A 25,864-nucleotide genomic window follows, 5' to 3' on the forward strand; every position below is an offset into this window, starting at 1 on the left:
GTCCCCTTTTGAATGAAAAACTTAATTTTACTTTCCCTGATCTTTTTCACACTAACTTCTTGCAGGAAAAACCCAGAGCCAGATTTGGCAGAAAAATTTGTAGGTGACTACTATGGCTCAAAAACAGACAGTATCGTTGTTACAACCGAAAATTGGAAAATAGCCAAACAAGATGTAAACCATGTAAATGTTATTTTTTATTTTACAAATACTTATCCGAATGGAGATGTTACACGGTCTAAATACGATATTTATATTCCCGATGTAACCGTTTCTGAAAATAATGTTCTGGATTTCAATAATCAGTTTGTTTTTGATCAGTTAGAGTACAGTGTCATTGGCAAAGCATACCTGATAAATGACATTTTCGATTATGATATTACCATTACCAGTGAATACAATACTTCAAAATTGAAAAACAAGATTTACAGAAAGTAATTTATAATGAAAAGGCTTAACACCTGAATCCGGAAGAATCAACAAGTAACCTATAATATCTGTTTGATTATTCTCTTAATCTACCTGTTGCCCCAAATCACAAAAAGTAATCCGGCAAATAAATTATACCTCTGAGGCTTTGGTTAACTATTTTGGGCTTCATAAGTGTTTGAAAATTAATTACTTAAAAGTCAGGTTCGAATTCCTCCGTCTCTTACATGGATTTCATTGCGAAACCCCTCTTTTTTAATTTAGTTATTCATTTTCTCTCCCTAGCAATGAGTTATTTGCCAAGAAGTCCGTTGTTGAAGCGTTAGATACATACTTTTTTCTTCGTGAAAATTTTTGTCTAACACAAAGGGCGCAATTTTCGTTTTTGTAAGGCATTGGAATATTGTATACAAATCCATTTTTGAAGTAAATCAAGATTTTCCGAAGTAGAACTCTGCCCATACGCTTGGATTGGTAAGGGGTCAAATCTCTCGCTTCAAAATTTGCATCCATTCCAGCTCCGCAAAAAAATATACTCTCACCTTTTTTTAAGTGACTACACCGTCATCAAGTAGCTCCATATTTACAATTATATAACGCTAAGATTTCTAACAGGGCGCTTGGTTTCTTGAATAATTAATCCTGTGAAAATTTTTATGAGATTAAGTTGTAACCAATAAGTTATTTTTGTCGAAACATTATTGTTCCTTAGTGCGATAATATTAAGAGGTTTATTCTAAAATCAATCCGTTGCATATGTTATTTCATTGAGGATGCTAAAAAACTTTATACATCTTTTTTATATGTAAATCATGGAACATATAACATTCGACCAATTACCTGCTGTTGTAGCGGAGATTCGTGATCGATTAGCGAGAATTGAGTCAAGTCTTAATCTCATTAATCCTATAAATCCCTCCGAAGTTAAAAATCCTTTGATGACAATAACCGAAGCATCGGATTTTTTAAATTTGGCTAAGTCCACTATTTATGGAATGGTTTGTCGGAATGAAATCCCTGTCAGTAAGAAGGGAAAGAAACTTTACTTCGATCGGGAAGAACTCACCTATTGGGTGAAAAAGGGAAGGAGAAAAACGACGGATGAAATTCAATTAGAAGCTGAGGGATATCTAAACAAATTCAGTAAGCGTAGGTGGTAATTTAGTTTTTAACTATAAATTTTGTAACTGGAAGAATGATTTTTATGTTCACGAAGAATTTTTTTTACCTTTGGACAAGTTTTTTTTTCAATTGAGTAATGTTCTTTTTAGTTGTTTTTGTTTGCGGATATTTAGTTTTTTTCTGTCTCCCATTTGTCCCTTAAAGTAGATAACTAATTGACAATCAATACACTTTAAGTTCTGTATTGGAATTTCATTCAATCCATTTTATTAACTTACAAAGAATCCCTTCTTTCAAATGAATCAACTGATCAGATCAATTATTACAAACTTATCAGGTCCAGGTCATACCTGACACCTGTTAAAGATGCTACCCCCTTGCGGGTACCAGTCTCATTTTTTAGAATTGCTATTTTGTTAAGATCCCTGCCTTCAGAAAACTTTACAAGTAATTGGTTCACTTTTCGATCACAAGCGTGCTTCGCGCCCTTTCCATGAGCAAGTCATAAAAGATACTATCGGAGTGCCCTTGAATATCGGCTTCCATAACCCTTTGATAAGGCATCTGATCCCGTTTCCCATTTTCTGGATTCTTACCTCTTGGCCTGATCGCGGTGCGATATGCTCTAATGTTCATGAAGTACCTTTAAAGTCCTGAATCCATAAGAAACATGCTCAAATCTAGCCTCCAGAAGCGGTTTCACTACTTGTTGGACCAGGCTTTGAACGACGCGGTCTGCGATTGTAGGCATGCCAAGCTGACGGTGTGTATGACAGTTCAGATTATACTTAATCCTCGGTGATCAGGGCTGGCTAAATGCCGGTAAAAAACAAAAACAACTATTTATCAGGATTGATCAGCACGCTGGCCGGGAAATTTTGTCACTCCTAGACTTAAAAATTGACAGGATCGTCCTTTTCTACCGGAAAAAATGACAGCGTTGCCTAAGAGAAGTTAGTCAATTCTGCAGCTGGCATGACCTTTGATTTTTGCATGATAGCTTTGGCGATAAAGCACAAAGCGGGTATATTGTTTAACTTTTAAAAACAGGTTAATTATGTCACTCATCAAAAGGAATGGGCTTCTGCCCACAGGATTCCCGGCGCTGTTCGACGATTTCTTTGGCCGCGAACGTTTTAACTGGGACAACAGTAACTTCTCATCGACCAGCACAACGGTGCCTTCGGTCAACATCCGCGAAACCGGCGAGCATTTCGAAGTCGAAATGGCGGCTCCTGGCATGGATAAAAATGATTTTAAGATCGAGCTGGACGGCAACACCCTGACGATTCGCTCCCATAAAGAGCAGGAGCAGAAAAGTGAGGACAATGGTTATAGCCGAAGAGAGTTCAGCTACGAGTCCTTTCAGCGGAGTTTTGTGTTGCCTAAGGATGTCGTTGATGACAATGGCATTGCTGCACGTTACGAGAACGGGCTGCTTTATCTGACTATTCCAAAAAAAGAACAGGCAAAGCAAAAGGCCCCAAGGTTGATTGAAATCGCCTGACCCGTAGAGGGCTTGCCACCGGCAAGCCTTCTGTTTTTTAGTCCCAGATACAAAAATCCTAAGCATGTCGATTATGGAGACTTCTTACGAAATTATCATTAGCCTGAGGGCTGTCACAGGCTGGTTAACCTTTGGGTATTTTCAATCGGGTTATCATAAAGAACAGGCAGTATCCACTTTCGAAAGCCTGGTCGGCCGGCCGGATGAGCAGGTATCAACGTTGCGCATGGAACTGTTTGAACATGGACCAAGCGGAAGTTTACCTCTGGCTAACAAAAGTTGTAATTTAGAGGAGCTGTCAGAAAACGTACGCATCATTACCAGGGATGCATTCAAATACGTGAACCTGGAATAGAAAGAAGAAATCAAAGACCTCAATAAATATTTGGATATGAACCAGGTTTTATTGCCGGTGAGCGTTTTATGCCTGCTTGTGCTGCTGCTGACTGTGCTGCTAAAAAAATTTAGGCAGCCTTATATGATTGCCTACATCATCGCAGGCCTTTTAATCGGACCGCATGTGGCCAACCTGTTACCCCAAGCCGAGACCATTGAACCCGTAGCTGAGATCGGCATTTTGCTGCTGATGTTTTTTTTGGGAATGGAAATCGAAATTCCGGACCGGGGCTCACTGCTTTTCAAGCCGCTTGTGGCACAGGGCACCAAGATAATACTGACGCTGGTGCTTACCTTCGCAGTATCGTGGCTGGCGGGCTGGCCATTTCTGACGGCTGCAATAATTTTCATACTGCTGATCTTCAACAGTACTGCTGTGGTCAGCGAATACCTTCGAAAGAATGGGGAACTGAATTCTGAGTTTGGTAAAATGATTTTAAATGTCCTGTTATTGCAGGACCTGATGCTGGCGCCGGTGCTGACTCTGCTCCAGTTCATGGGCGGCGGAGTCTTTTCTTGGCCGCGCATCACTATTTCCGCCGGTGCATCGGTACTGATTTTTTTTATGCTACGGGCAATCCGCAACCGGGATTTTATCCAGCTTCGGCTCCAAAGTGTTTTGCAGGATGATCATGAAATTCAGGTTTTTGCAGGCAGCGTGCTGTGTCTGGGTTTCGGACTGCTTGCAGAGCTTTCCGGGCTGAGCGGCGCCTTGGGAAGCTTTATTGCTGGTATTTTCATAGGCAGGCTGGATGCTTTCAACTGGCTTGAAAAATCCCTGCACCCTTTTAAAGTCTTTTTTGTCGCCCTGTTCTTTGTTTCCATCGGACTTCGCCTGGACCTGTTCTATATCAAAGCCCATTTACTGACCATAGGATTGGGCACGATGCTGCTTCTTTTAGTTAACAGCCTTCTTTCGGCAGTTGTTTTCAGAGGCCTGAAATATTCCTGGGGCGAAAGTCTTTACGGTGGCGCGCTGCTTTCGCAGATCGGTGAGTTTGGTATTGTTGCCTGCTCTCTGGCTTATAAAATGCAGGTCATAGGGCACGATCTTTTCAAAACGGGTGTGGCCATCACAGCCCTGTCGCTACTGTTTTCTACGGTTTGGATCACGATGCTCAGACAATGGGTAATAGCTAAAAAATAGAATGTCCTAGGCGGCAAAGGCTGACTCATCCATTTACAAAGGAAAGGAGGCTATTTAAATTACCCTGCTTTTCTATTAATTCTTGAAGGTCGGCCATTTTATCAGCGATAGGGTAGGTAACGAAGGGTATCATTGCGGCAATTATTTCCCTCATTGCCACCGGAAATTCGTTATGACTGATGCAAGTGTCGTTTTTATTACTTATGATATTTTATAGCTTCTACCGAATATCAGGCATTACTTTTGTAAAAGTAGAATGGTTCTGCTCTATTTAATTCAAAAAGTTGGAAGCTTTATTTCGATCTCAAAATCAGTTTGCCGCTGCGAAAAAACAACGCGCCTGATCTGGTGCTGAACCCCAGTTAGGACAATATTTTCCTTGGTAGGAGCTTGCGCTGGCTCTTAAAAAATAATAATAACGCGCGGAAATTATAACTTCAGACGATTTGTGTCACGTTCTAAGTTAGGCCCGTTTATACTTCCTCATGTTGACTGTGATGCGGATAGGCGCCCAAGGAAGAGTAAATGATCGAAAAGTCAGGATCTTGTTTCCATAGCTCATTCTTATGGTTTTGGCCCCAATCTTTTAAGGCGATTATAATTGGCTTCAAGCTAGCTGCCTAAGGTGTAAGGCTGCAAGTGATAACTGCCGGGTAACGATCAGCAGTGTCGCGCCTGGTCAGCCAATGGATTTCCATTTTGCTTAATTGCTTAGCCAATGTTTTGGGCGTGATACCGGGTTACACTTCCTGAATAGATCTAAAACGGTTATTGCCTGCTCTCATCGTTACTATGCACGGCGTCTTCCATTTACCACTGAGTACTTTCCATGCATTTCTGATTGGTACCAGTGTTTCGCTGCAAGCCGGGTAAGGTATTTTATTTGTCATAATTAAGTTACTTTCCGAAAGGAAAGTGATAAACAAAGGAAAGTAATTTATCTATAATTTTGATAAAATTAATATGACATTCTGATGAAAAACGAAAAAGTACGCGTGGGAATTATTGGGGCTAATTCAACCAACTGGGCATCACGCGCACATATCCCGGCACTGCAATTACTTCCCGAATTTGAGCTGACTGCTGTCAGTACTACCAAAATGACTTCGGCTCAGCAGGCGGCTGAAAAGTTTGGTGTAAGGCATGCGTTTGACAATGAGAATGATCTTGTTAGCTGCCAGGACGTTGATCTGGTCGTGATCGCGGTTAAAGTGCCGTTTCATTTTAAATTAGTCAAGGCTGCAATTGATGCAGGGAAAATGATCTATTGTGAATGGCCGCTGGGCAACGGAACAAAGCAGGCTCAGGAGCTGGCGGAACTGGCAGCAGTCAAAGGTATACGGACATTTACCGGCTTGCAGGCACTGTCACTTCCAGAGACCATTTATTTGAAAAAGGCAATCGGGGAAGGTCTGATAGGCGAAATATTATCTTCTAGCATCATTGGTTCCGCGGGCGGCTGGGCGGCAGCCAAGACGCCCGAAGACCTTTACTTATTGGACCCTGCAAACGGTGCCACGATGCTGGACATTCCTTTTGCTCATACCCTTGCCGCGTTTGTTGATATTCTGGGAAATTTCAAGTCCATTAACAGCACATTGGCACGCCGCAGAGAGGAAGTGACGCTTTTAACAACGGGGGAAAAATTCCCACTGCTGACCAATGATCAAATCATTCTTTCGGGTATTTTGGAAAGTGGAACAGTTGGTAATATTCATTACCGCAGCGGAATGTCTGCCGGTACGAATTTTCTTTGGGAAATCAACGGTACCAAAGGTGATATTGTGATTACCGGTGAGGTAGGGCACTACCAGTTGTCCCCGGTGAAATTACACTATGCAGCTAGTGGAAAAAAACTTGAACCGATGGAAGTTCCTGCCGAATTTTTAACGCAGCGAGCAGCAGTGCCTGCCCAACCTGTACACGGTATGTATTACGCTTATAAGGCTGTATGGGCTGATCTGGTTAATAGCACACAGTTTGTCCCTGATTTTAAAGATGGTGTTCAGATGCATAAATTGCTGGATAATATTGTCAAAAGTTCTCAGGAAGGAAAAAATATAATATTCTGATTTGTGATAGATAATAATCTGGGGCTTGGTCAAAAAGTCCGACATATACGTATTTCATCCGGATACTTATCGGAGAAAAATTTTTGTACAGAACATGCTTAGGTATTTAAATTTACTTTTAATCAGCCCCTTTTACGTTCTGACTACCCAGATTGTTTGGTATACCAAAAAAAGAAAAGTAAAATCACCCCCACCGTTCCGGCAGTAATAAAGGAATTTGTTGCTGCCGAGATAAATAAAGCCGCGCAGATGCCCAAACATACCGCCTGTACATTGTAAAGAACGGAATGCCATCGTTTAAAATCAGCAAATTCGTCAAGAAAAATACACATGGTAAGCACAGCCAGGAAAACACAGGCAATCCAAATCTCCAATGACATCGTTAAAATCTATTAATTATTCTTAAATCAAGAATTTCTTTCATCCAAGCAGCACAACTTCCTATTGGAACTTGAATTCAAGGGTCGGTTTGAAAAAATGAGACGTAGGCCACTATATGTACATCTTTTCTGCGGCTATTAAGTTTTTATAAAATGTCTAAGACATCGCTCGCATTGATAGTAAGTAACCGGAATAAAAGTGATTCTAATGATAAGTGGCCTTGGGCGCCTGACTATATCCTTTGACTTGCAAAAGGGACACACACTTTTAATAGTTAGCATAAACAATGTTTTTTAGGAAGGTAAGTACAAGTAAAAGAGCTCAAGCGGAGGCTAGTATTAAAAGTGCTTGATGTTGTCCTCTCATAGCAGACATACAAGGCATTTTTATTACGCTTAGCCTCAATCAACCGTGCCGGATTTAGCTATGCGTTAGTTAAGCTCAGTTTGTTTTTAATACAGTTTATCAACTGATCGACAGTATGAATTTCATCAGCCTCATCATCGGTAATGCAAATATCAAATTCTATTTCCACCACCATAATTAACTCAGCAGTATCAAGAGAATCGAGTCCCAAATCGTTTTTGAAACGAACGGACAAATCATTCGGATCGCATCTGGAAGCAAATCTTTCTTTGAGAATTGTTATTACTTTGTCTTCTATAGTTTTCATTTTCAGAAAGGCTTTTATTGCACTTTTTATCATTCTTACCGTGCGCCTGAACAATAATGGTAATAGAAAGTACCTATAAACGCGGTAATCTATTCTGAGAATTTCGGCTTTGGAAATAGCTTAATCATCGCTGGCTTCAGCTGCCCTTTGGGCGTAGGACTGTTAAATACACAATTACGCTACCTATGGCAGGAGATAGATCCTTACGATTATCAATTATGCATAGCTATCCTCAGCTCAGCGAGACTTTCTTCCGAAAGACGAAGCTGACGGGCATATATATTTTTTGCAAGATCTAAAAAAAGATAAACCTCCTGGTCCTGCACGTTATAGAATATCGTTGTTTTCTCCCGGCGGCAGGTGACAAAATTTGTCGAACGCAGCCTTGCAAGGTGTTGAGAAAGAATCGACTGATCCGCCTGAACAATTACTTGCAACGCTGTGACCGAAAGTGGTCCGTTTCTTAGCGCATCTAATATGGCGAGGCGCACCGGATGACCCAGTGCCTTAAAAAATTCCGCTTTATAAATATGTAAGGGAGAATTCATATCTTGTTATATTAGTATATACAAATATAATAAAATAATAAATGCATCAAATGAATTTTCTGTTAAACCGTAAACACAGTAACTTCTTTCAGCCTGTTAACAGTAGGCCGTCAAATTTTACTTTGGGGAACGCTTAATGATCACTTTTACGAAGTTACAAGCGTAGCAGCCGCTGATTTCGGTAATATTTCTTGAGGAGCCAATGTATCAGTAGAAAATGAAGTAGGTATAGGCCATATGCCAGACCGTGCGGTTGACTCAGTTATGAAATTGTTTCCCGTAATTCAGTGGATATTAAAAACCTATAAAGGTGGTTACATTGGCAAGGTTGGCTTCTGTTGCTAACTTGCATCCTGTTAGCATATTTGAATAGAATATTTTCCAAAGTACTATCACGCTACAAATGGGGGTATAGATGTGAAAAGTACGAAAAATTTCAGCGATCTAATCAGACAGCATACCGGGCTTCGGCTAAGCGGCATAGGGATGGCAAGCTGATAGAAGCCGCAAAAGAACAACTATCTGAGCTGCATTGTCCGTCAGCGAAATTGCCTTTCTGTTTGGCTTTTCAGGGCTTGCAGCCATTGAGCAGCTTTTTAAATTGAAATCCAACTTGAGGCCATCAGAATACTGCAGCACTTTGAATTGAACCAGCAGCTATAAAATAAAAACGGTAGCAGCAACGCCACTACCGTTCCCATCACATCTGCTCCACTTACAATAGCTCACCCATCCCGAATACCGCCAATCCTTTGGCAAACTGTTCGGCTACGGCCTGGTTGGCGGCTTCGATGTATTGGCCGGTTATGGGATCAACGACGGTGCGTAATGGCCTGGTGCCTTTTGGCGTGCCGATCAATTTTACGATGGCATCGGCCACGTCCTGCGGGTCCGGGTTTTTAGCCTGCATTTCTCCGCCCAATGCGGCCATCATTTTGTTGGGTATATCAGCAATTGCGCCATAGCCCTCAAATACCCCCTGATCCGATGCGGGATTGTTTTTTTGCTGCATTTCGGTTGGGAAAGCGCCCGGCTCGACAAGGACAACATCAATGCCCAAACGCTTTACCTCATAATGCAGTCCCTCACTTATTCCTTCCAGCGCAAATTTGGAGGCCGAATAAATGGTAGCAAACGGAAAAGATACCCGCCCAAAGCCGCTGGTCACGTTAATGATCAGCCCATCAGCCTGGTTACGCATGGCGGGCAGTACCTGTTTGATCAATCGCCAGGGGGCATAAACATTGATGTCAAAAGTGGTATGCACATCAGCGGTGGTAAAGCTCTCAGCTACACCGCCCATTGCGTAACCTGCGTTATTCACCAGCACATCAATAGCGCCTTCTTTGGTCAAAATAGTTTCCACTGCCTGCTTCACGCTCTGCTCGTCGGTCAGGGTGACATCCAAAACGGTCACGTTCGCTACCGCGGCCAGAGCCTGGGCCTTATCTGCATTACGGCCCTGGGTATCGCGCATGGTGGCGTATACCTGATGCCCTAGGGCGGCCACGCTGTGGGCGGTAAGCCATCCAAAACCACTATTTGTTCCGGTTATCAATACAATCTTTCTGCTCATCTTTTTAGTTTTAAATGAATAAGCAAAGGTTGAAAATGGCAACTAAAAAACATTTATCATTTGGTAAAAAGCGTCCTTAGCGTATTTTACGGCGTATACGGCTCAGCGATTGCTGGGTGATGCCCAGATAAGAAGCAACCTGCGAAAGCGGGATGCGGTTCAAAAGGGTTGGGAATGCCTCAATGAATGACAGGTAGCGCGTCGTAGCGTCCTCTGAAACCAGCGGACTGCGCCGCTCCATGGCCAGCGTAAGACATTTTTTTACCATATTGGCCTTCATCATTTCCCAGCCAACAATGGTGTTAGATATCTCATCCCAGCTCTTCTTGTTGAAAACCAATACTTTGCAGTCGGTTACGGCCTGTACGTATTCCGAAGCGGCAATCTGCGATTCGAATTTTTCGTTGTCTACTACAAAATTGCCTTCATCCACAAAATAACTGGTGATTTCTTCGCCCCTGTTGTTATAATAACAAAAGCGGAATACGCCCTCTAAAACGAAAGCCACATACCGGGGTACCTTCCCGGCTTCCGACAGGTAGTCCTCCTTTTTTAATTCCAGCATTTCGACCTTGCTCAGCAAAAACTCGATCTGCTGTTTGTTCAGGTCACCAAATTGCAGGATAAAATCGATCATTTTTTCCATTAGATAAAGATAATACATGGCAGGCGCCACTGATTTACCAAATGGTAAAAAATCAGGGAAGGCAGTCATAAGCGGCTAGACCCGTAAAATTTTTACTAACTACCATGCATAGATTTACCAATTTGCTATGTTATTATTTTTAAGCAGGGTTGGAGCTATTCCAAACTTCTTTTTGAAGGCAACAGAAAAATGAGAAAAGGATTCAAAACCGAGTTCAAGATAAATATCCGAAGGCTTAGGCCTTGATTTTGTAAAACAAAAGAGGCCTCTTGCAAACGCTTTCTTATCAACCAACGGCTGAGGGATCCTTAAATGCCGGCTTAAAAGCGCGCTTAAACCCAAAAAGGCTGCTTCCTGTAAGCAAAGCGCTCCAGGTTGACATTGAACCGAAAGTTTCGGTTCATATAGCCTTCTAAATTAATTTCTGTGGGGAATAAATAAGAAAGTCCCTGGCAATAGGATCGGTATGACAAAGTGATCATCTATAGGTCAAGCACCATGCACATCGCATTCCTGAAAAGTCCAAATGTCTTTATTGAGCGGTCCAAAGAAACGGCGTTTGGGTTGAACGTTGCATAGGGACAGAATCAGGATCTATGCTTTGTGATTCTATTCTTAGGTTGGTTGCATATGCATTTCAGTTGAAGGACTGCCTAAAATCCAGTGGGCTTTGTTTGGTCTTGCTTTTAAATAATTTATTGAAAGACTGAGGATGCTCGAAACCAAGCTGATAGGCAATTTCACTGACCGACAACCTGGTCGTAGATAATTTTTCTTTTGCTTTCTGGATCAGTTTCTCGTGGATCACCTGTTGCATGGTCTGGCCAGTGAGTTGTTTTAACAGGCTGCTTAAATACTTTGAGGACATGTTCAAAGCATCGGCAAAGTATGTTACCGTTGGCAGGCCGTCGGAAAGCAGGTCCTCATCGTTTAAATAGGCTGTTAAAAGCTCTTCCACCTGGCTTAGCACGTGGTGGTTGGTAATCTTTCGGGTGATGAACTGACGCTGGTAAAATCGTTCGGCATATTTGAGCAAAGTCTCCAGGTGCGAGATAATAATGTCCTGGCTGAACTTATCCATGTTGGAATAATATTCCGTTTTTATATTTTTAACCAGGTCATTGATCATTATTTCTTCCTTATCTGAGAGAAATAGCGCCTCACTGGTCGTATAGCTGAAATATTCGTACCGCTTGATTCTGCTGGCAAGCGGTGTATTCCAAAGAAAATCAGGGTGCACGAAAAGCATCCAGCCGTCCAGATCCACAGGTATACCATTCTCTTCACCGCGCAGGATCTGACCGGGAGATAAAAAGGCCATAAGCCCTTCGTCAAAGTCATATTTCTGTTGCCCGTAATGCAGGCCGTCACAGCCTCTTTTCATCGATATCACATACAGATCGAAAACGACTGCTTCTATACCTGTGTCATTTCTCAGGCCTTTAAGGTCAACGATGCTGATCAGCGGATGATGAGGTTTGGGAAGCCCCATCAAACGGTGTATCTCCGTTATGGAACTGATCCGGTAGGGTTTGCTTTTTGCCATACTGCAAGTTATTTGAATTTAAACGGATACTTAAGCCATATCATGACTAATGGCATGACTAAAAACGGAATCTCCATCAGCGCCATGCGGTAATTTCCTGCTTGCAGCGCCAGTCCTATGATCATAACGATCAGAATCGTATTGAGCATATTGCCCAGGAAAAAGGTGCCGGGGATCAGCAAAAGTACGCCGACAGCTAAGGCTACACAAGCCAGATAGGGAATGAACGTTTCGCTGATTCCTAAACTTTCCATCATTTTAACAGATTCCGGATTGTTTTTGTAATGCAGGGTATCCCAGGCATGTTTAAAACTTAGCGTTACCGAGATGAGCAGTAGCAGTGCAGAAATTATGTTTTTTATCATGGTTTAACAAAGGATAAAAGTGTTCATGATGTAACCACCTAGTATTGCTATCGGCACGCCGATTACTGCGCTTCTTAAAGCGCTTTTGGCCTTATTGGGATATTGCTTTCGGTGTCTGAGATAAAGCAGAAAGCCAATTGGGGGAAGGGCATTGGAAATAATGAACCAAAACCTGGACAGATCGTCTTTTTTATCTTTCATTAGCGTTGCTTTTATGATTACTGGACTCTTTTCCATTTAAATGATTTTCCTACTAATGGGATACCTTTGTAACCCCGGGTTTCAAGATCATTAGGGCCTTTCAGTTCACCTTTGAAACCATAGGTGTTTCCATCCTCTACGCTATACAGATTTCCGTTAACGTATTCGCCGTTCTTAAAAACAAGACCGGTGATATGCGTAAGGCCTTGCACGGACCTGCCCCGAAGTTTTTCATCCGGGTTTTTAACGTCCCTCTTTACCGTTTTGCCATCTGCTTCGAGCATCTTTTTCGACCATAAGAGCTTGGCTGAATACGTATTGCCTGCTTTAAATACCTCGATCTTATAATCATCACATTTCCAGGCTCCTATGATATTATCCGCAGATGGTTTCTGCGCGAAAGATGCCAGTGATAACAGCAGCGCAAACACTGCTAAAATTGTTTTTCTCATATCTGATTATTTATTGTTGACTATTCAATTTTTTGAATTTTTCAAATTCCCTGTGTCCTAATTTCATCAATTGGTTTGGCATCAGCCTGCTTAGAAATTTTATCACACCCACCAGCAGTGGCTTGATCTCAGGTGTATTGTTCAGAAGTCCTTTGATAGCTACGTTTACCAGTTTATCCACATCCATCATTTGGCCTGGGTTAGGTGGCAGCACCCAATCATTCTGCAGATTGGTATTGACGCCCGGGGGGACCAGCTCGAATACCCTGACACTGGTTTTTTCTAATTGCAGGCGCAGAGCCAGGGTGTAAGCATGAACTCCTGCTTTGGAAGCGCTGTAAACCGGAGCAGTAGAGTAAGGCATAAAAGCAATAGCGGATGAAACGTTCACAATCGCCGCTGTACGCTTTTTGATCAGGTGCGGCAAAAACTGATGAACCATCCGGATCGTTCCTGTGAGATTGATATCCAGCTCGCGGGTCATGTTTTCCAGGTCCTTACTGGCGTCCTGAACGTCAAGCAACCGCATTTCGCCTGCGTTATTAACGATCATATTCAGATCAGGGAATTGTTGTGTCACTTCTTTATAGAGACGCTCAATATCTTGAGGATCGCTTACATCGCTCTGAAAGACGTTTACTTGGGGGAAACGCCTTTTTGTATCATTTAAGGCCTCTTGTTTACGGCCTGTAACAATGATTGTTGATCCCTGCTGGATAAGTTGTTTGACAAGTTCCAAACCTATACCGCTGGTTCCTCCTGTGATCAGGATGGTGCTATTCTTTAAGTCCATATTTCGTCTCTGTTATTTATGCAAAGTTCAGCCAATGGCAATTAGCAATTGTATCCAAAAGTCGCGAGACTGTAGTAAAAAGGAAGATTACGGGCTTTCGTGAGAAGTAAACTGTATGACAGCTTTATTTAAATGTCGGTAAGCACCGCCTTCTTAATGCCCACAGAGATAGCGGTCAGGCCGGACGATGCGGCCTGCTAACATGTCCGGCCAATGGAGCAGGATTACCTGACTGGTCAAACAGTAACAGTTGACAGCGGCTGCGCGCTTTAAGAATCCAGTTATTAAATCATTTTAAAGCGCGATTAAAACAAATTGATTATGGTTTAATAAAGAATGACTTCGAAGTTCAGAAGTGACAAAAATGGAAAGATTTCGCCGGGAACACTACAAAATCTTCGTGCTGATAGGCATTTAAGAACAAACTAGATCAATGGTTCTTATCTTTTTTGACATAATAAGGTCATTGGCTTGCTGGCAGGAATGCAGCGGGAAGAAGGCCGGATATGAATTCGAACACGCCAATTGATTCGTTGGCACTTCTTTCAAAAGAATCCAGAAGCCTCTGGGATATGGGTATGTATTTTGCAACGCTTGGACTGTGGCATCAGGATGGATTCAAAATCAGGTATCTATGACCCGAATAAGATTTTAAAACATTCCTATATAAGAAATATAATCATCTGCCAAAGTGTATTGGTGAAGTTGGTTATATTCGCTACAAGCCGTCTTATCATCCAAAAGAAGGAAACAGCATATACCTGATTTCAGCCTTTTAAACCAGTTGAACAAGTTCGACCGGAAAATGGTAAAATTTCGGTAATTAAATTTTTGAAGGTGGCATTCGATAGAATGGTATTGATCTTTACGCCATAAATAGATGGTACAGTTCTCTTGTTCTCCCAAAAGGCAGGCGTGAATCAGCTTTGATATAAAACATTGTGTCTGAACTACTGCTTACGTTTTGTGATGGTGGTAGAACCGTTTGATCCGTAGACGCAACATATCATATAATAATGTGAATAATAAAATCATCACTGGAAATAAGAAAGCAGAAAAGTCAACTCGGCGGAACAATAGCGCCCCTGCAAGCGCCCCTAACATAAAAAACAGAATGATGGCAATGCGCAATTTTATCCGGGCTTTTAATTGCATACGCTCCTCTTTTTTCTTCCGCAAGAGTTGCCCCAATTCAATACCCAGATCCGTGAATGTACCTGTCAGATGTGTTGTCCTTACCACTGAGCCGGATACCATAGAAACCAGCGAGTTTTGCATACCCATTGCAAAAAGAAGACTGCCGGCAAAAAATTCCTTTGCTATGAGCTCACCATGATATCGATGTCCCAACAATGCCACGATTAATAAAATGAGGATCTCAATAAAAATGGCAATTACATAAGAATATTGCTGATTACGACCTATGCTGGAAACAATTAAACTGGAGATAAAGGCTCCTGCAAGAAAAAGAGACATCCATAGGGCAACGATCCTGGCAGTAGTCCAGTCCTGAAATGCGATGCGTTCTGCAAACAATGCCGCATGACCCGTAACATTAGTGGTCAATACAGCGAAGCCTAAAAATCCTGCTGCGTTGACAAATCCGGCAGTAATGCCAAGTAAAGAGGCCAGCTTTACATTGTGCGCATAAGTTCTTTTAGTGCCCAGGTGCCTTAGCATACTTAGTGGATTGGTAGATAAAACAAAGATACATATCTGTTGATTAATCAGTTGTCGCTTTAAAGTTTTAAGCATTGACTTAAAACAGTTCAGTGCCAATCATGCTTCGTAAATTATGGCCAGCAAACAAGCTCGGTTCAGTCGCACTACTAACGTGCTAATAGTGAAAAGGAGCCATATCCAAAGCGCTGAAAAATACAAAGACCTTAACTAGGCAACAAGATCAGACAAAAATATCATCGATTTTAAGGGAGGAGCGCTTAATATTATACCAGCTGATAACCGACTGATCTCTGCCCTGCTGAATCCGGAAACTGACTATTTTCGGAATTTTTTAAAAGCTGCTTCCGGGTCTACTTGGTTGCAACGAAGATAATTCACTTTGTTTTTTGATAAAAACAGCAACTCATATCAGTATATGAGATCTGATAGCATTTGCGAATTGCTATCTTTGCATTTAGATAATCAAAACATATACCCTTCTGCTAAAATGAAAACCGATATCCAAAATGTATCCGTGATTAATGATCTGCTTTTGATCTACAAATCAGAAATTGAATTGACGACAATGAAGCCCCTGACAAAAAAAATGTATACGGAGCATGCGCAAAATTTTGTTCGCTGGATATCAGGTGATTTTGTTCCTGGTAGCAGACTTAAAACAGGCCACTCGGCTGAAGTGAATAACCAAGACTAAATAGTTCATTTGCTAAATTATGAAACTCAGCAGTTTCTGGATCATCGTGTGTATCTTAGGATACAAACCCCCATCATTTTAACGCCATTTGAATGTCAATGGGCATGCCGGCATCTTACGAACATTATCAATTTGAAAATGTCGGCATTGGAATGCGTTCATGTAGAGGGTTTTGAATTTTAATGAAATTTGTAATGAATTTTGCGTTTGAGAATCGTGGAAGATATCCAATACTGCAACATTTTTTCCATGCCAACGGTTGGTATATGGTAAAGACAATCATCTGGCCCTACATAGGACACATGCAGATTTTCCAAACTTCCGGTCTGACAAAAATTATGACATCTGAGCATGAAGGAGTTAAAATCAACTTCTTCGGTTTCGAAAACTAAATCACGAAACTGATCCAATATAAAAATATAAAACATGTTTCCTTGGTAACTCCGAAGCCTATCTTAAAAGCGACGAAGTATAATTTAAACAGTGATGGGTTTTTCACTAGCAATTTAACATAAAAAGATATCTGATTCAGCCGCTAAAAAACTTATTTCAAGAAATAGTTTGATTAGGCTTTATAAACTGATATTTCGGACATCCAGCATGAGTAAGCAGGTTAAGTTTGCTATTGGAAGAGCGTGAGGATCCTGTGTAATACAAAGGGTAGGGGAATTAATAAATTATAAAATGGATCCAGTATCCACTTCAACGAGGAGCGGAACATCAAAACCTGTATCTAGCGGTTGTGAAGTGCGCCTTATTGGAAAGCGTGAATCTGGCAGTAGGTGCTAGGAGAGGGGTTTAATTTGCTGAATGTTAAGAATATATAACTTTATTTTCCGGTATTCAATAAGTAAAGGCGAATTAAGCGAGCCGAAAAAACTCTGCTTTGCTTTATTCGCCTTTGCCCTAATCATTCTTCAGAGAAAATCTCGTTTGCAATTTCAACCTCTCTTTTTTCCAGAAGCGGAACAATTTGCTTGATTACAACCTGCTGAAAATGTGCAGAACTTTTATGAGTTTCCAGCGCGTTTTCGTCGCTATACCCCTCGTATAAGACCAAAATATTTGGATCAGCAAGACTCTGATGGATTTTATAGAACAAATTTCCTTCCTCACTGGTGCTTTTCTCGATCAGTTCGGGAAGAAGGCTTAGTACCGATTGTAACTGACCTTGTTGAACCTGCCATTTGGCAAATGTATAAACAGCTTTCTTTTTCATTTTTAAAATAGTAAATCTTTAATAAATATTAGCATCAGTCCCGGGGTACTTTCCGGGATTAGACAATTATTCAGCGTCAAGAAGGACAACGATCTTTTCGCCTACACCTTTTGCCGATGCCGGGTTCTGTCCGGTTACAATTTTTCCGTCAGCTAAACTGTTTTCAGACCAAGGCTCGGCCGCATGAAAAATGGCTCCTTGTTGTGATAAGGCGGTTTGAAGATCAAAAGGCACGTCCGCTCTGGCATAGTTATCCTCTTCTTCGGTGGTAAATGATGCAATGTTTTTGCCATCAATTAAATAGGAGCCATCGCTTAATTTCACATTTAAAAGCGAAACCGGTCCGTGACAAACTGCACCAACTACCGCGCCGCGTTCGTAGGTTTGGGCAATCACTTTTTTCAGCAAGGGATTTTCTGGCATATCGACCATAGGCGCCAGTCCTCCGGGTATAAAAATCGCATCATATGAGCTGACGTCAACGGATTCGAGTTTTTTGGCCTTCTGCATATCTTCCCAGCCTTTTCCGGTTAAAAACTTCAAATTGTCGGGATCGCCGGCAAGGTTCAGCGCGTCAAGGTACGGCGTCTCGCCGGATAAACTGGCAAAATCCACCTGGTAGTTCGCTTTTTCAAATTCTGCATAGGGATGCGCTACTTCGGGCAAAAATGTTCCTGTTCTTCTCTTAAAAGGTCCGATCGCGTTAGCGTTGGAAACGATGATTAAGATTTTCTTTTCCATGATTTCTACAGTTTTAGAAGTTAGAAAATGTTCTTTGTTTGACTAATTATTGTAAGTCAAAATTACCACCGTAAGGCGCCTGAAAGGAAGGAGCGTAGTCACAAAAAAAGTGTGATCAGAATCACACTTGGAAGTTGAATTAGAAATTTCGTTATTTCGAATACAGCCGGCTGAGTGTTTCGCGGCTTACGCCAAGATATTCAGCAATCACTTTTTTAGGGAGCCGCTGCAACAGCGTCGGGTAAAGTTTTGAGAAAGCCTCATAGCGCTGCTGGGGGGTGCTGGATAGCAGCAATTTGATTCTCTGCTGCTGGGCAACGTAGCCATTGGTAAGTTTTACGCGGAAAAAATGCTCCATCTGATGAAGCTCGGAAGCTAGTTGTTCCCTGACCTCAAGGGTGGAAAACAGAACCTCTCCTTCTTCAACGCACTGAATATGCATGGTGGCCTGCTGTTTTTTGAAAAAGGCCTGATAGTCTGACATCCACCAATCCGTTTGGGCAAATTGTACGATGAATTCCTTACCCTGTGCATCCACATAAAAAACCTTATAGATGCCTGACAATACCAGAAATTCATACTTCACCTCATCACCTTCGTTGATCAGGTACTGGTTTTTTCGGACACGCTTCATGGCAAAAAAAGGTTTGATGTATTCAAACTGCTGATCGCTGATCTGGGCAATTTGCTCGATATGTTTCCGTAATCTTTCCATCAGGTAATAGTTGTGTTCAAATTTTTCCAGATTTAATCTGGCCGTTAGCAAGATAGATTGCCTGCGTTAGAATAATCATAGCAGCTTCCGGTGAGACTACGGATATTATTCAATGGTCTGAGACGATTTGCTTAGTTTACCATGTAGCTGAATCTTTAAAAATTTTGGGTAGGAGTGTATAAAAAATCCGCTATGTTGATTGTATTCCTTCCAATTCTAGATCTGCAAAGTAATGAATTCTTCTTATACTCTATACTTACAAAGATGCCCGATTTGTCATTTGCTTAAAGATCACATCATGGATTTCGGGCAGCTTTCATCTTGAATGTAAAGTGTAGCAAGATAGACCATATGCAACCGGGCACCGGCCGAGTAGTACCCATATTACATAATAATTTCCTTATCTGTGGTATTTCATAATTTCCTTATCTGTGGTATTTCATCGCGTAAAATATTCAGCGCAGGTTTCCCCATTTTCACTTTCGTTTTGGGATATAAATGCATACATCATCTGTATCATTAGTATCAGCCAAATTGATGTGATTCAGGTTCTATCATGATCAACATTAGTTTGTCCTGCAATAACTAGCTTTATTAGTTGAATGATTGTCTGTATTCCAGCGGTGTTTTACTTGTCTTGCTTTTAAATAGATTGCTGAACGACTGCGGATATTCAAACCCTAACCGGTAAGCGATTTCACTAACTGAAAGCTTGGTACTGGTTAAGATGTCTTTTGCATGGTCAATTAACTTGTCGTGGATGTACTGCTGGGCGGTTCGCCCGGTAAGCTGCTTTAAACAATCGCTTAAATATTTTGGCGACAGGTTCATTTGTGAAGCAAGGGAATTCACCATGGGCAAACCCTTTTCGGATGTGTTTTCAAAACGTTCGATCAATATTTTTTCAATTTTATCAAGAAACTCGCTGTTTTTGGGCTTTCGTGTAATGAACTGGCGGTTATAATAGCGGTTGCAGTAGGTGAGCAGCAAATCAATGTTTGAAATTACTACGTCCTGGCTAAAATTGTCGATCGGCAGGTTATACTCTTTTTCAATCTGCTCAAATATTCGCCGGATCGACTCTTCTTCCTCTTCTGAAAGTATCAGGGCTTCGTTTACTGCATACTCAAAAAAGCCATAATTTTTTATTTTTTGACCTAAGGGATGTGCTCTTAAAAAATCCGGGTGGATGTTTAGCAACCAACCTGATTTTGCCAAAACTTCACCTTCATCTAAAATATTCACTTGTCTCGGTGCAAAAAACGACATAACACCCTCATCAAAGTCATAGCTGGTTTGCCCGTATTGTAGCTTTCCCGGACAATCAATTTTCAAAACAATTTGGTAGTAATTAAAAAATAACCGCACCCTTCGGCCATTGATAATTTGAGCGATATCTTCAAATTTTACAATACTGAATAATGGATGTTTGGGCTTTCCAAGTCCAAGTAGCTGATTGCTTTGGGCGATGGATTTTACCTCGATCGTTTGTAGGTTATCTTTTGCCATAGTTAAATATACGCCCTTATAAATTCATTTTCTTTCTTTTGCTACCGGCAAATACCTTTGCAATGACAGCATTGGGTATTAGAGCCCCTATTTTGGTGGCAAATGAATTAAAGCGGCCTGATACATGAAACGTTTTTTTCTTTTCCCATGCCTGTATCATTTCAAGGGCTACTTGCTCGGATGTTTGCGTATAGGCGCCTTCGGTAAGCGTTTTTCCCCAGGCATTGTCATTAGCAGGCGTATTCATGAAGTTGGTGGCAGTAAATCCTGGGCTGAATAGCAGCACGTGCACGCCATATGGTTTACATTCTTCGGTTAATGCTTGTGTAAACGAGCGCACAAAAACTTTTGATGCAGCATAAACAGCCATATAGGGACTTGGGAAAAAAGCGGCCAGAGAAGCCACATTGATGATACTGCCACTTTTGCTCTTTATCATATCGGGTAAAAAAAGGTGACAAAGAGCCACCAATGAAGCATTGTTCAGTTGAAGCATTGATAGTTCCGATTGCAGGTTATTGCGCACAAACTCACCGCTTGAGCCGATACCAGCATTGTTGACTAACATCGTTACGGAAAGATTTCTTTTTTTGCTTTCTTCAAACACCGCGTTGGAACTGTCAGGTCTGCTCAGGTCTGCTGCAATATATTGTGCGTTAATGCCAAATTTGTCCGTAAGGTGCTTACAGTGTTTTTCCAGTTTGTCACCGCTTCGGGCGATGAGCAGTAAATTATGTTTTCTTTCTGCAAGTTTGAATGCGAGCGCTTCACCAATTCCACTTGAGGCTCCTGTTATTAATGTTACTTCCATTTTTTCTTTTAATTTATGCAGCAAAGTTGAGATAGTTTATGTACTTAAAAGTGTTCTAAACTCGGTTGGTTGTGTTCAAATGACAGATTGTGCGGTGTAGTCCTGTTATATCAACACTTATCTTCGGTTTGCAGCAAAATTTTTATGCACCCGGGCCGTCAATTAGATTTTTTCCTTCCGGACTTGTTACCCGAGGATTTTAATCGCCAGCGCTCTTCATATGTCCTTCGATCCCGGTACCATTGACGCATTTACCTCATGTCAAAAATCAGTATCAGAAAAACCCAGCTCAATAAAGCTCTGGGTTGACCATCTGATTTCCAGCGGATCACCTGCATCTTTTATAGTTTCAAAGCTTACGTCTTTACCTGTTCCATAATTGATCTGGGCAAATGGGTTTTTATCGATGTTCAAAACCAAAAGAAGCCTGCTGCCTTTTTGCAGTTGCCTGCTAAAAAGCCTTGACCGGTAAAAAGGAATTGTTTCCAATTTTCCCGGCAAAAGCAGCTTTCTTCTGCTCATATCCTGCGCATAACTGGCCCTGCCCAGGTAATACGATAGCTGAAAATAGGATCCGTCCGGCGTTATTTCGTATAGCACCAGCCCGACGTCGATGTCTTTTTTATTGATGACCGCTTTAAGTTCACCCTGTAAAGCGCCGCTCACCGAAACTGCTTTTTCAAAGGGGCGGCTCATAAAGAAAATTCCGTTGCTTCTGTCGATTTCCTTTTTGATAATTGGGTCCGGATAGTAATCATTATTGGATGATTTTCTTTCACCCAAATCAACTTTTTGGAATATAAAACCTGGCTTCAATGGTCTTTTTTGCGTGAGCACAGGCGCTGTGGCCACAGTGCTGTCAAGGTAAAACCTGACTTTTTGGGGCTCCATCTTTTCCAAAGAGGGTGTATGTTTCCAAATATTAGCGCTCATTACTTCAAAATTGATCTTGTCTTTTAACAATTCAGGTTTCTTTCCGCCTTTTAGAACATAATCCAGCCATTGATAGGTGATCTGCCGGGTACTGATCAAAGCAAGTGAATCCACTTTGTAACCTCTCAAATCGGCAGTACCGCCACGCTGCGCGCCGAAATGATCATAGGGACCGATGATCAGGTAATGCTCTGCGGCCGGATTATATTTATAATGCTGCCGAAGATATTCCAAGGCCGAAACCTGCCCGTCGTCGTAGTAACCCGTAATGGTAAGTACCGGTATATTTATGTTTTTAAAATCCTTCTTATAAGGCACCATTGACTGCCAGTAAGCATCGTAGTCTGGATGCGACAGCCATTTCTGAAGCCATGGATTGGCCGTTCCGTCGATACTGTCGATCCTGTTGTAAGCCGCGCCGCTATCCCACCATTTGCCTCTCATCCTGCGCCAGCGGGCATTGTCGCTATTCACAGCATCATCCGTGTATTTGCTATTGGTCACATAAAACGCCCACTGATAATTTGCCGTCAGAAATACATTGTTTTCCATCGGAAGCCCCAGGCCGGGAATCGCTGCCACATAAGGCACAATCGTTTTAAGGGCAGGGTGCAGGTTTTTGGCCGCTGCCCACTGTGCAAAGCCTGAGTAGCTGCCTCCATACATGCCAACCCTGCCATCGCTCCATGGCTGAGAAGTAATCCAGTCGATCACAGCATTCACATCTTTGGTCTCATGCTCGTAGGGCTCTGGTTTGTCAGGGCTGAGCCGCTTTCCCCGGGCATCTGCAACAATACCTATATACCCATGATCGGCCGCGTATTTCGCTTCTGTCAGACTTCTGTTTGTGTTGGAATAAATAAAATAGAAAAGAGCTGCCGGCAGTTTTTGCTCTGGCCCTTTTTTCCTTACCACCACCGCTGAGAGCGTAATACCATATTTGGTTTTGATCATCACACTGTCCTGGATCAGATAGCTGCTCGTATCTGGCAAGTCTGTTTTCTGCTGACCGAAGCCCGCAATGCTGATTAAAAGGCATAGCAGGGCCACACCGAATTTTTTCGATTTCATATTCATCAGTAAGTTTTGTTTTATTGTCTTTTGAGATTTCTGAATTTGGCAGCCTGCCGCTCTGAAAGATGGACCAGCTCGCCCGTGGTAAGCTCCACGGTCATCGCATTATCTTCTCTTGATATAGATTTGATAAAATCTATATTGAACATCTGACCTCTTGCGGCCCTGAAAAACATGCTGCAATCCGGGCTTTGTTCCAGCTTATTGAGTGAAGTTTTCAGAAGTACCTGGTTTTTTCCAAACCAGAGCCTGGCATAATTTTCCACTGATTCGATCAGCTGTACATCCTTCCATTTGATCAGATGGTACCTGCCTTTGTCCTTCACAAATACGGATGGTTCATTTTGCCCACAGATTCTTTCAATAGCCTGGTTTACCGCTTTTGCGAAGCGTTCTTCACGTACCGGCTTCATCAGGTAATCCATGGCACTTACCTCAAAAGCCTTGATCGCATATTGGTCAAAAGCGGTAACAAAGATCACCTGCGGCAAGTGGTCCAGCGTTTCCAAAAGCTCAAAGCCCGACCGGCCAGGCATCTGGATGTCAAGGAAAATAAGGTCTGGGCGCAAAGATTTAATCAATCCCTCAGCCTGATCGGCATCGGCCGCTTCTCCCAGAACCGTCAGCTGCGGATATGCTTTCAGCATCCGGAGTAGTTCCTGTCTGGCGCTGCGCTCATCGTCAATGATCACTACCTTAATGGCTTTCATAGGAGCGGAATCTTAATTTGCGCACAAACTTTTTTACCCTGCTGAACTAAATTCAAGGATGCTAGTCCCTGGTAGGTCATTTCCAGTCTTTCCCTCAGATTGAATAGACCAATGCCCTCATGGCTATTGTTATATTCCAGTATGCCCGGATTTGTGACGTTCAGATGTAAATATCCCTCTTTTTTCGATGCAGAAATATCAATATTTCCGCCTTCCTTTCGAGGCGCGATCCCATGTTTCACCGCGTTTTCAACCAGAGCCTGCATGCTCAGACGCAGCACCATTTGGCTTAAAAGTGACTTGTCGATATTTAGGTCATAAGTCAGCCGCTTCTGTATTCTCAACTGCTCGAGTTCAAGATAATCTCTGACCAGCTCCATTTCCTGCTCCAAACTGATCAGCATGGATGGCCCGCTGTAAAGTCCGCTTCTTAGCAGTTCGCTTAATAAATCGATGCCACGACCCGCAGCATCAGGATTGGTATAAATGAGCGATTTGATGGTATTAAGGGAATTGAATAAAAAATGAGGATTAAGCTGCGCGGAAAGATTATCCAGCTGCGCCTGCTTAAAGCCAAGTTCGAGCCTTGCATTTTCGCCCGATAAGCGGATTTCCCTTTTGGCGTAATGATATAAATGATAAGCCAGCAGCCATATCGCCATTAACCGGATGCCCCCTATGAAAATGCCCAGTCCGTTCAGCTCGAAAAAATCGCCAAAGCGCTGCTGGTAATTTTGAAGGAAAAGGCCCCTTATCAAGTAAAGCTTTACGAGCGTAACGACCGTATAGAAAACGCCCATAACTGGTATGGCAAGAAGCATACGCCACAATAAATGGTCGAGTGGAAGCTGCTGCCACCGGTTTTTTAATGCAAAATTGCGGTATAGATGGGTGATGGCAATATACATGAGCACGTCTGATAACAGATGCACCCATGCCAAATCCCACCTGAACCCGCTGCCAGTATAGCCCTGGACCGTCCAGTACAAAGAAGCGCTCGTCCAGCCTATAAGCTGGCATTTCCAATAATGTGATATGAAAGGTTTGTTTTCCAAAATTGCTTTGTCTGAAACAAAACAACAAAGACTTGGGATAATAAAAAAGATAAAGTACAGCAGCGCAGAATTTTGGTGGGTAAGCGCGGTATGCCTGGTAAGATCTTTTATTTCCGCCTGCCGACAATACGTAGAGAAGAAATAGCCATCAAAAGTTTAACTAGCTGGGTACAATAGGGAGGGTCGAGTACCCTCAAGTTCGGTGGTAATCCTGATCTTTAATACATAACGCAGACCATATCTCTAACTATTGTCAAAACATAGAATAAAAAAGATGCTATTTGGTTGCCAGCAGAATCAATTGTTGCCGTTCAACCACTTTTTATGTAGCCGATGGCATTGAGTTGTACCAATCTTTGCTATTTGTCCAGAGACGAACAGCAATTGTTCGATTCTGGACAATTTCGGTTTAACGTTTTTATGAAAATGTCGGCTCCTAAGCTGCAATGGCACTTTTTTCGTCCTGGCACATAGTTTGTTATACAGAAATAGATTATATAGTCATATTTTATTAAACATTGCTTTACTGATGAGACGAAGCGATCTAGGAGAATTTGAAGAAGTGGTGCTGCTGGCGGTTGCAGCTTTGTCGCCCAACGCTTATACGGTAGCTATCGCAGAAGAGCTGGAAAGCGAAACTGGCAATCTCGTTACTTCCGGTGCCGTACATGCAGCCCTGCAGCGGCTTGAACAGAAGGGGTATCTTCGGTCTGTCTGGGGAGAAGCAACTGCCGAAAGGGGAGGCAGAAGAAAACGGCTATATGCAGTAACAGCACTGGGCGGTCGGGTATTGCAGGAAGCAAGGGCGGTTCGCAGCCGGCTGTGGGACCGGATTCTTCCGTCTATTCGCCTGGAATGGAGCTGAT

The 25,864-nt window shown here is 42.2% G+C and carries 28 protein-coding genes; 8 read left to right on the forward strand and 20 right to left on the reverse strand.

The annotated features are described in order from the left end of the window. Nucleotides 1-12: 12 nt before the first annotated feature. The 5 genes from IEE83_RS08640 (at nucleotide 13) to IEE83_RS08660 (ending at nucleotide 4,601) form a co-directional block, all read left to right on the forward strand. Nucleotides 13-438, forward strand: coding sequence for a hypothetical protein (locus IEE83_RS08640; RefSeq protein WP_194120193.1), 426 nt, complete (start codon nucleotides 13-15; stop codon nucleotides 436-438). Nucleotides 439-1,241: 803 nt separating this feature from the next. Further along, nucleotides 1,242-1,589 (forward strand): helix-turn-helix domain-containing protein, encoded by a 348-nt coding sequence (locus tag IEE83_RS08645; RefSeq protein WP_194120194.1) that lies wholly within the window; start codon nucleotides 1,242-1,244, stop codon nucleotides 1,587-1,589. Nucleotides 1,590-2,608: 1,019 nt separating this feature from the next. Next, on the forward strand, nucleotides 2,609-3,058 hold the full coding sequence (locus IEE83_RS08650; protein ID WP_194120195.1) for an Hsp20/alpha crystallin family protein: 450 nt from the start codon (nucleotides 2,609-2,611) through the stop codon (nucleotides 3,056-3,058). A gap of 73 nt (nucleotides 3,059-3,131) precedes the next feature. Further along, nucleotides 3,132-3,413 carry a hypothetical protein gene (locus IEE83_RS08655; protein WP_194120196.1) on the forward strand — a complete coding sequence of 94 codons (282 nt, stop codon included), beginning with the start codon at nucleotides 3,132-3,134 and terminating at the stop codon, nucleotides 3,411-3,413. Nucleotides 3,414-3,449: 36 nt separating this feature from the next. After that, entirely contained in the window at nucleotides 3,450-4,601 is a 1,152-nt protein-coding gene (locus tag IEE83_RS08660) for a cation:proton antiporter domain-containing protein (protein WP_228101734.1), read from the forward strand. A 740-nt stretch (nucleotides 4,602-5,341) separates the two neighbouring features. Here IEE83_RS08660 and IEE83_RS08665 read toward each other — a convergent pair. Then, nucleotides 5,342-5,491: a hypothetical protein gene (locus IEE83_RS08665; protein WP_194120197.1), complete on the reverse strand. Its 150-nt coding sequence runs from the start codon at nucleotides 5,489-5,491 to the stop codon at nucleotides 5,342-5,344. An 84-nt stretch (nucleotides 5,492-5,575) separates the two neighbouring features. Here IEE83_RS08665 and IEE83_RS08670 point away from each other — a divergent pair, with 84 nt between their 5' ends. Further along, a complete protein-coding gene (locus IEE83_RS08670) occupies nucleotides 5,576-6,673 on the forward strand; it encodes a Gfo/Idh/MocA family protein (protein WP_194120198.1) in 1,098 nt (365 codons plus the stop codon). A 143-nt stretch (nucleotides 6,674-6,816) separates the two neighbouring features. On the opposite strand, the gene IEE83_RS08675 is transcribed toward IEE83_RS08670, so the two are convergent. The 11 genes from IEE83_RS08675 to IEE83_RS08725 form a co-directional block, all read right to left on the reverse strand. Next, nucleotides 6,817-7,053 (reverse strand): hypothetical protein, encoded by a 237-nt coding sequence (locus IEE83_RS08675; RefSeq protein WP_194120199.1) that lies wholly within the window; start codon nucleotides 7,051-7,053, stop codon nucleotides 6,817-6,819. A 425-nt stretch (nucleotides 7,054-7,478) separates the two neighbouring features. After that, the gene (gene acpP, locus IEE83_RS08680; RefSeq protein WP_194120200.1) at nucleotides 7,479-7,727 is read right to left on the reverse strand and encodes an acyl carrier protein; all 249 of its coding nucleotides are present in this window, start codon (nucleotides 7,725-7,727) and stop codon (nucleotides 7,479-7,481) included. Nucleotides 7,728-7,939: 212 nt separating this feature from the next. Further along, nucleotides 7,940-8,275 (reverse strand): ArsR/SmtB family transcription factor, encoded by a 336-nt coding sequence (locus IEE83_RS08685; RefSeq protein ID WP_194120201.1) that lies wholly within the window; start codon nucleotides 8,273-8,275, stop codon nucleotides 7,940-7,942. Between the two features lie 715 nt (nucleotides 8,276-8,990). Further along, on the reverse strand, nucleotides 8,991-9,893 hold the full coding sequence (locus tag IEE83_RS08690; RefSeq protein ID WP_228101735.1) for an SDR family oxidoreductase: 903 nt from the start codon (nucleotides 9,891-9,893) through the stop codon (nucleotides 8,991-8,993). Nucleotides 9,894-9,927: 34 nt separating this feature from the next. After that, complete coding sequence (locus IEE83_RS08695) at nucleotides 9,928-10,566, reverse strand: Crp/Fnr family transcriptional regulator (RefSeq protein ID WP_310588486.1); 639 nt, start codon at nucleotides 10,564-10,566, stop codon at nucleotides 9,928-9,930. A gap of 568 nt (nucleotides 10,567-11,134) precedes the next feature. Beyond that, complete coding sequence (locus tag IEE83_RS08700) at nucleotides 11,135-12,043, reverse strand: helix-turn-helix domain-containing protein (RefSeq protein ID WP_194120202.1); 909 nt, start codon at nucleotides 12,041-12,043, stop codon at nucleotides 11,135-11,137. Nucleotides 12,044-12,051: 8 nt separating this feature from the next. After that, nucleotides 12,052-12,408 (reverse strand): hypothetical protein, encoded by a 357-nt coding sequence (locus IEE83_RS08705; protein WP_194120203.1) that lies wholly within the window; start codon nucleotides 12,406-12,408, stop codon nucleotides 12,052-12,054. Nucleotides 12,409-12,411: 3 nt separating this feature from the next. Further along, nucleotides 12,412-12,645, reverse strand: coding sequence for a hypothetical protein (locus IEE83_RS08710; protein WP_194120204.1), 234 nt, complete (start codon nucleotides 12,643-12,645; stop codon nucleotides 12,412-12,414). After that, nucleotides 12,627-13,061, reverse strand: a complete 435-nt coding sequence (locus IEE83_RS08715; protein ID WP_194120205.1) for a DUF2147 domain-containing protein — start codon at nucleotides 13,059-13,061, stop codon at nucleotides 12,627-12,629. The genes IEE83_RS08710 and IEE83_RS08715 overlap by 19 nt, the downstream gene beginning before the upstream one ends. Nucleotides 13,062-13,071: 10 nt before the next feature. After that, on the reverse strand, nucleotides 13,072-13,854 hold the full coding sequence (locus tag IEE83_RS08720) for an SDR family oxidoreductase (protein WP_194120206.1): 783 nt from the start codon (nucleotides 13,852-13,854) through the stop codon (nucleotides 13,072-13,074). Nucleotides 13,855-14,811: 957 nt separating this feature from the next. Next, a complete protein-coding gene (locus tag IEE83_RS08725) occupies nucleotides 14,812-15,609 on the reverse strand; it encodes a YoaK family protein (RefSeq protein WP_228101736.1) in 798 nt (265 codons plus the stop codon). Between the two features lie 343 nt (nucleotides 15,610-15,952). Here IEE83_RS08725 and IEE83_RS08730 point away from each other — a divergent pair, with 343 nt between their 5' ends. Further along, nucleotides 15,953-16,231, forward strand: coding sequence for a hypothetical protein (locus IEE83_RS08730; RefSeq protein WP_194120207.1), 279 nt, complete (start codon nucleotides 15,953-15,955; stop codon nucleotides 16,229-16,231). 910 nt (nucleotides 16,232-17,141) lie between these two features. Here IEE83_RS08730 and IEE83_RS08735 read toward each other — a convergent pair. The 8 genes from IEE83_RS08735 to IEE83_RS08770 all read right to left on the reverse strand — a co-directional run bounded on the left by IEE83_RS08735 (nucleotide 17,142) and on the right by IEE83_RS08770 (nucleotide 24,998). After that, nucleotides 17,142-17,450 (reverse strand): putative quinol monooxygenase, encoded by a 309-nt coding sequence (locus tag IEE83_RS08735; RefSeq protein ID WP_194120208.1) that lies wholly within the window; start codon nucleotides 17,448-17,450, stop codon nucleotides 17,142-17,144. Between the two features lie 66 nt (nucleotides 17,451-17,516). Next, nucleotides 17,517-18,191, reverse strand: coding sequence for a type 1 glutamine amidotransferase domain-containing protein (locus IEE83_RS08740; RefSeq protein ID WP_194120209.1), 675 nt, complete (start codon nucleotides 18,189-18,191; stop codon nucleotides 17,517-17,519). Between the two features lie 151 nt (nucleotides 18,192-18,342). Next, nucleotides 18,343-18,906 (reverse strand): Crp/Fnr family transcriptional regulator, encoded by a 564-nt coding sequence (locus IEE83_RS08745; protein ID WP_194120210.1) that lies wholly within the window; start codon nucleotides 18,904-18,906, stop codon nucleotides 18,343-18,345. A gap of 594 nt (nucleotides 18,907-19,500) precedes the next feature. Next, nucleotides 19,501-20,415 (reverse strand): helix-turn-helix domain-containing protein, encoded by a 915-nt coding sequence (locus tag IEE83_RS08750; RefSeq protein WP_194120211.1) that lies wholly within the window; start codon nucleotides 20,413-20,415, stop codon nucleotides 19,501-19,503. Nucleotides 20,416-20,431: 16 nt separating this feature from the next. Continuing rightward, the gene (locus tag IEE83_RS08755; protein WP_194120212.1) at nucleotides 20,432-21,226 is read right to left on the reverse strand and encodes an SDR family NAD(P)-dependent oxidoreductase; all 795 of its coding nucleotides are present in this window, start codon (nucleotides 21,224-21,226) and stop codon (nucleotides 20,432-20,434) included. A gap of 261 nt (nucleotides 21,227-21,487) precedes the next feature. Next, on the reverse strand, nucleotides 21,488-23,230 hold the full coding sequence (locus IEE83_RS08760; protein WP_194120213.1) for a CocE/NonD family hydrolase: 1,743 nt from the start codon (nucleotides 23,228-23,230) through the stop codon (nucleotides 21,488-21,490). Between the two features lie 20 nt (nucleotides 23,231-23,250). Then, the gene (locus IEE83_RS08765) at nucleotides 23,251-23,943 is read right to left on the reverse strand and encodes a LytR/AlgR family response regulator transcription factor (protein ID WP_194120214.1); all 693 of its coding nucleotides are present in this window, start codon (nucleotides 23,941-23,943) and stop codon (nucleotides 23,251-23,253) included. Continuing rightward, nucleotides 23,940-24,998 (reverse strand): sensor histidine kinase, encoded by a 1,059-nt coding sequence (locus tag IEE83_RS08770; protein ID WP_194120215.1) that lies wholly within the window; start codon nucleotides 24,996-24,998, stop codon nucleotides 23,940-23,942. The genes IEE83_RS08765 and IEE83_RS08770 overlap by 4 nt, the downstream gene beginning before the upstream one ends. Before the next feature lie 529 nt (nucleotides 24,999-25,527). Here IEE83_RS08770 and IEE83_RS08775 point away from each other — a divergent pair. Next, nucleotides 25,528-25,863, forward strand: coding sequence for a PadR family transcriptional regulator (locus IEE83_RS08775; protein ID WP_194120216.1), 336 nt, complete (start codon nucleotides 25,528-25,530; stop codon nucleotides 25,861-25,863). Nucleotide 25,864 lies beyond the last annotated feature (1 nt).

The organism is Dyadobacter subterraneus (assembly GCF_015221875.1).
Lineage (GTDB): Bacteria > Bacteroidota > Bacteroidia > Cytophagales > Spirosomataceae > Dyadobacter > Dyadobacter subterraneus.

Bases quoted from the DNA above. Each gene is read 5' to 3' on its own strand.
- IEE83_RS08640 (WP_194120193.1), top strand. From the start codon at position 13: ATGAAAAACTTAATTTTACTTTCCCTGATCTTTTTCACACTAACTTCT.
- IEE83_RS08645 (WP_194120194.1), top strand. From the start codon at position 1,242: ATGGAACATATAACATTCGACCAATTACCTGCTGTTGTAGCGGAGATT.
- IEE83_RS08650 (WP_194120195.1), top strand. From the start codon at position 2,609: ATGTCACTCATCAAAAGGAATGGGCTTCTGCCCACAGGATTCCCGGCG.
- IEE83_RS08655 (WP_194120196.1), top strand. From the start codon at position 3,132: ATGGAGACTTCTTACGAAATTATCATTAGCCTGAGGGCTGTCACAGGC.
- IEE83_RS08660 (WP_228101734.1), top strand. From the start codon at position 3,450: ATGAACCAGGTTTTATTGCCGGTGAGCGTTTTATGCCTGCTTGTGCTG.
- IEE83_RS08665 (WP_194120197.1), bottom strand. From the start codon at position 5,491: ATGACAAATAAAATACCTTACCCGGCTTGCAGCGAAACACTGGTACCA.
- IEE83_RS08670 (WP_194120198.1), top strand. From the start codon at position 5,576: ATGAAAAACGAAAAAGTACGCGTGGGAATTATTGGGGCTAATTCAACC.
- IEE83_RS08675 (WP_194120199.1), bottom strand. From the start codon at position 7,053: ATGTCATTGGAGATTTGGATTGCCTGTGTTTTCCTGGCTGTGCTTACC.
- acpP (WP_194120200.1), bottom strand. From the start codon at position 7,727: ATGAAAACTATAGAAGACAAAGTAATAACAATTCTCAAAGAAAGATTT.
- IEE83_RS08685 (WP_194120201.1), bottom strand. From the start codon at position 8,275: ATGAATTCTCCCTTACATATTTATAAAGCGGAATTTTTTAAGGCACTG.
- IEE83_RS08695 (WP_310588486.1), bottom strand. From the start codon at position 10,566: ATGACTGCCTTCCCTGATTTTTTACCATTTGGTAAATCAGTGGCGCCT.
- IEE83_RS08700 (WP_194120202.1), bottom strand. From the start codon at position 12,043: ATGGCAAAAAGCAAACCCTACCGGATCAGTTCCATAACGGAGATACAC.
- IEE83_RS08705 (WP_194120203.1), bottom strand. From the start codon at position 12,408: ATGATAAAAAACATAATTTCTGCACTGCTACTGCTCATCTCGGTAACG.
- IEE83_RS08710 (WP_194120204.1), bottom strand. From the start codon at position 12,645: ATGGAAAAGAGTCCAGTAATCATAAAAGCAACGCTAATGAAAGATAAA.
- IEE83_RS08715 (WP_194120205.1), bottom strand. From the start codon at position 13,061: ATGAGAAAAACAATTTTAGCAGTGTTTGCGCTGCTGTTATCACTGGCA.
- IEE83_RS08720 (WP_194120206.1), bottom strand. From the start codon at position 13,854: ATGGACTTAAAGAATAGCACCATCCTGATCACAGGAGGAACCAGCGGT.
- IEE83_RS08725 (WP_228101736.1), bottom strand. From the start codon at position 15,609: ATGCTTAAAACTTTAAAGCGACAACTGATTAATCAACAGATATGTATC.
- IEE83_RS08730 (WP_194120207.1), top strand. From the start codon at position 15,953: ATGAGATCTGATAGCATTTGCGAATTGCTATCTTTGCATTTAGATAAT.
- IEE83_RS08735 (WP_194120208.1), bottom strand. From the start codon at position 17,450: ATGAAAAAGAAAGCTGTTTATACATTTGCCAAATGGCAGGTTCAACAA.
- IEE83_RS08740 (WP_194120209.1), bottom strand. From the start codon at position 18,191: ATGGAAAAGAAAATCTTAATCATCGTTTCCAACGCTAACGCGATCGGA.
- IEE83_RS08745 (WP_194120210.1), bottom strand. From the start codon at position 18,906: ATGGAAAGATTACGGAAACATATCGAGCAAATTGCCCAGATCAGCGAT.
- IEE83_RS08750 (WP_194120211.1), bottom strand. From the start codon at position 20,415: ATGGCAAAAGATAACCTACAAACGATCGAGGTAAAATCCATCGCCCAA.
- IEE83_RS08755 (WP_194120212.1), bottom strand. From the start codon at position 21,226: ATGGAAGTAACATTAATAACAGGAGCCTCAAGTGGAATTGGTGAAGCG.
- IEE83_RS08760 (WP_194120213.1), bottom strand. From the start codon at position 23,230: ATGAAATCGAAAAAATTCGGTGTGGCCCTGCTATGCCTTTTAATCAGC.
- IEE83_RS08765 (WP_194120214.1), bottom strand. From the start codon at position 23,943: ATGAAAGCCATTAAGGTAGTGATCATTGACGATGAGCGCAGCGCCAGA.
- IEE83_RS08775 (WP_194120216.1), top strand. From the start codon at position 25,528: ATGAGACGAAGCGATCTAGGAGAATTTGAAGAAGTGGTGCTGCTGGCG.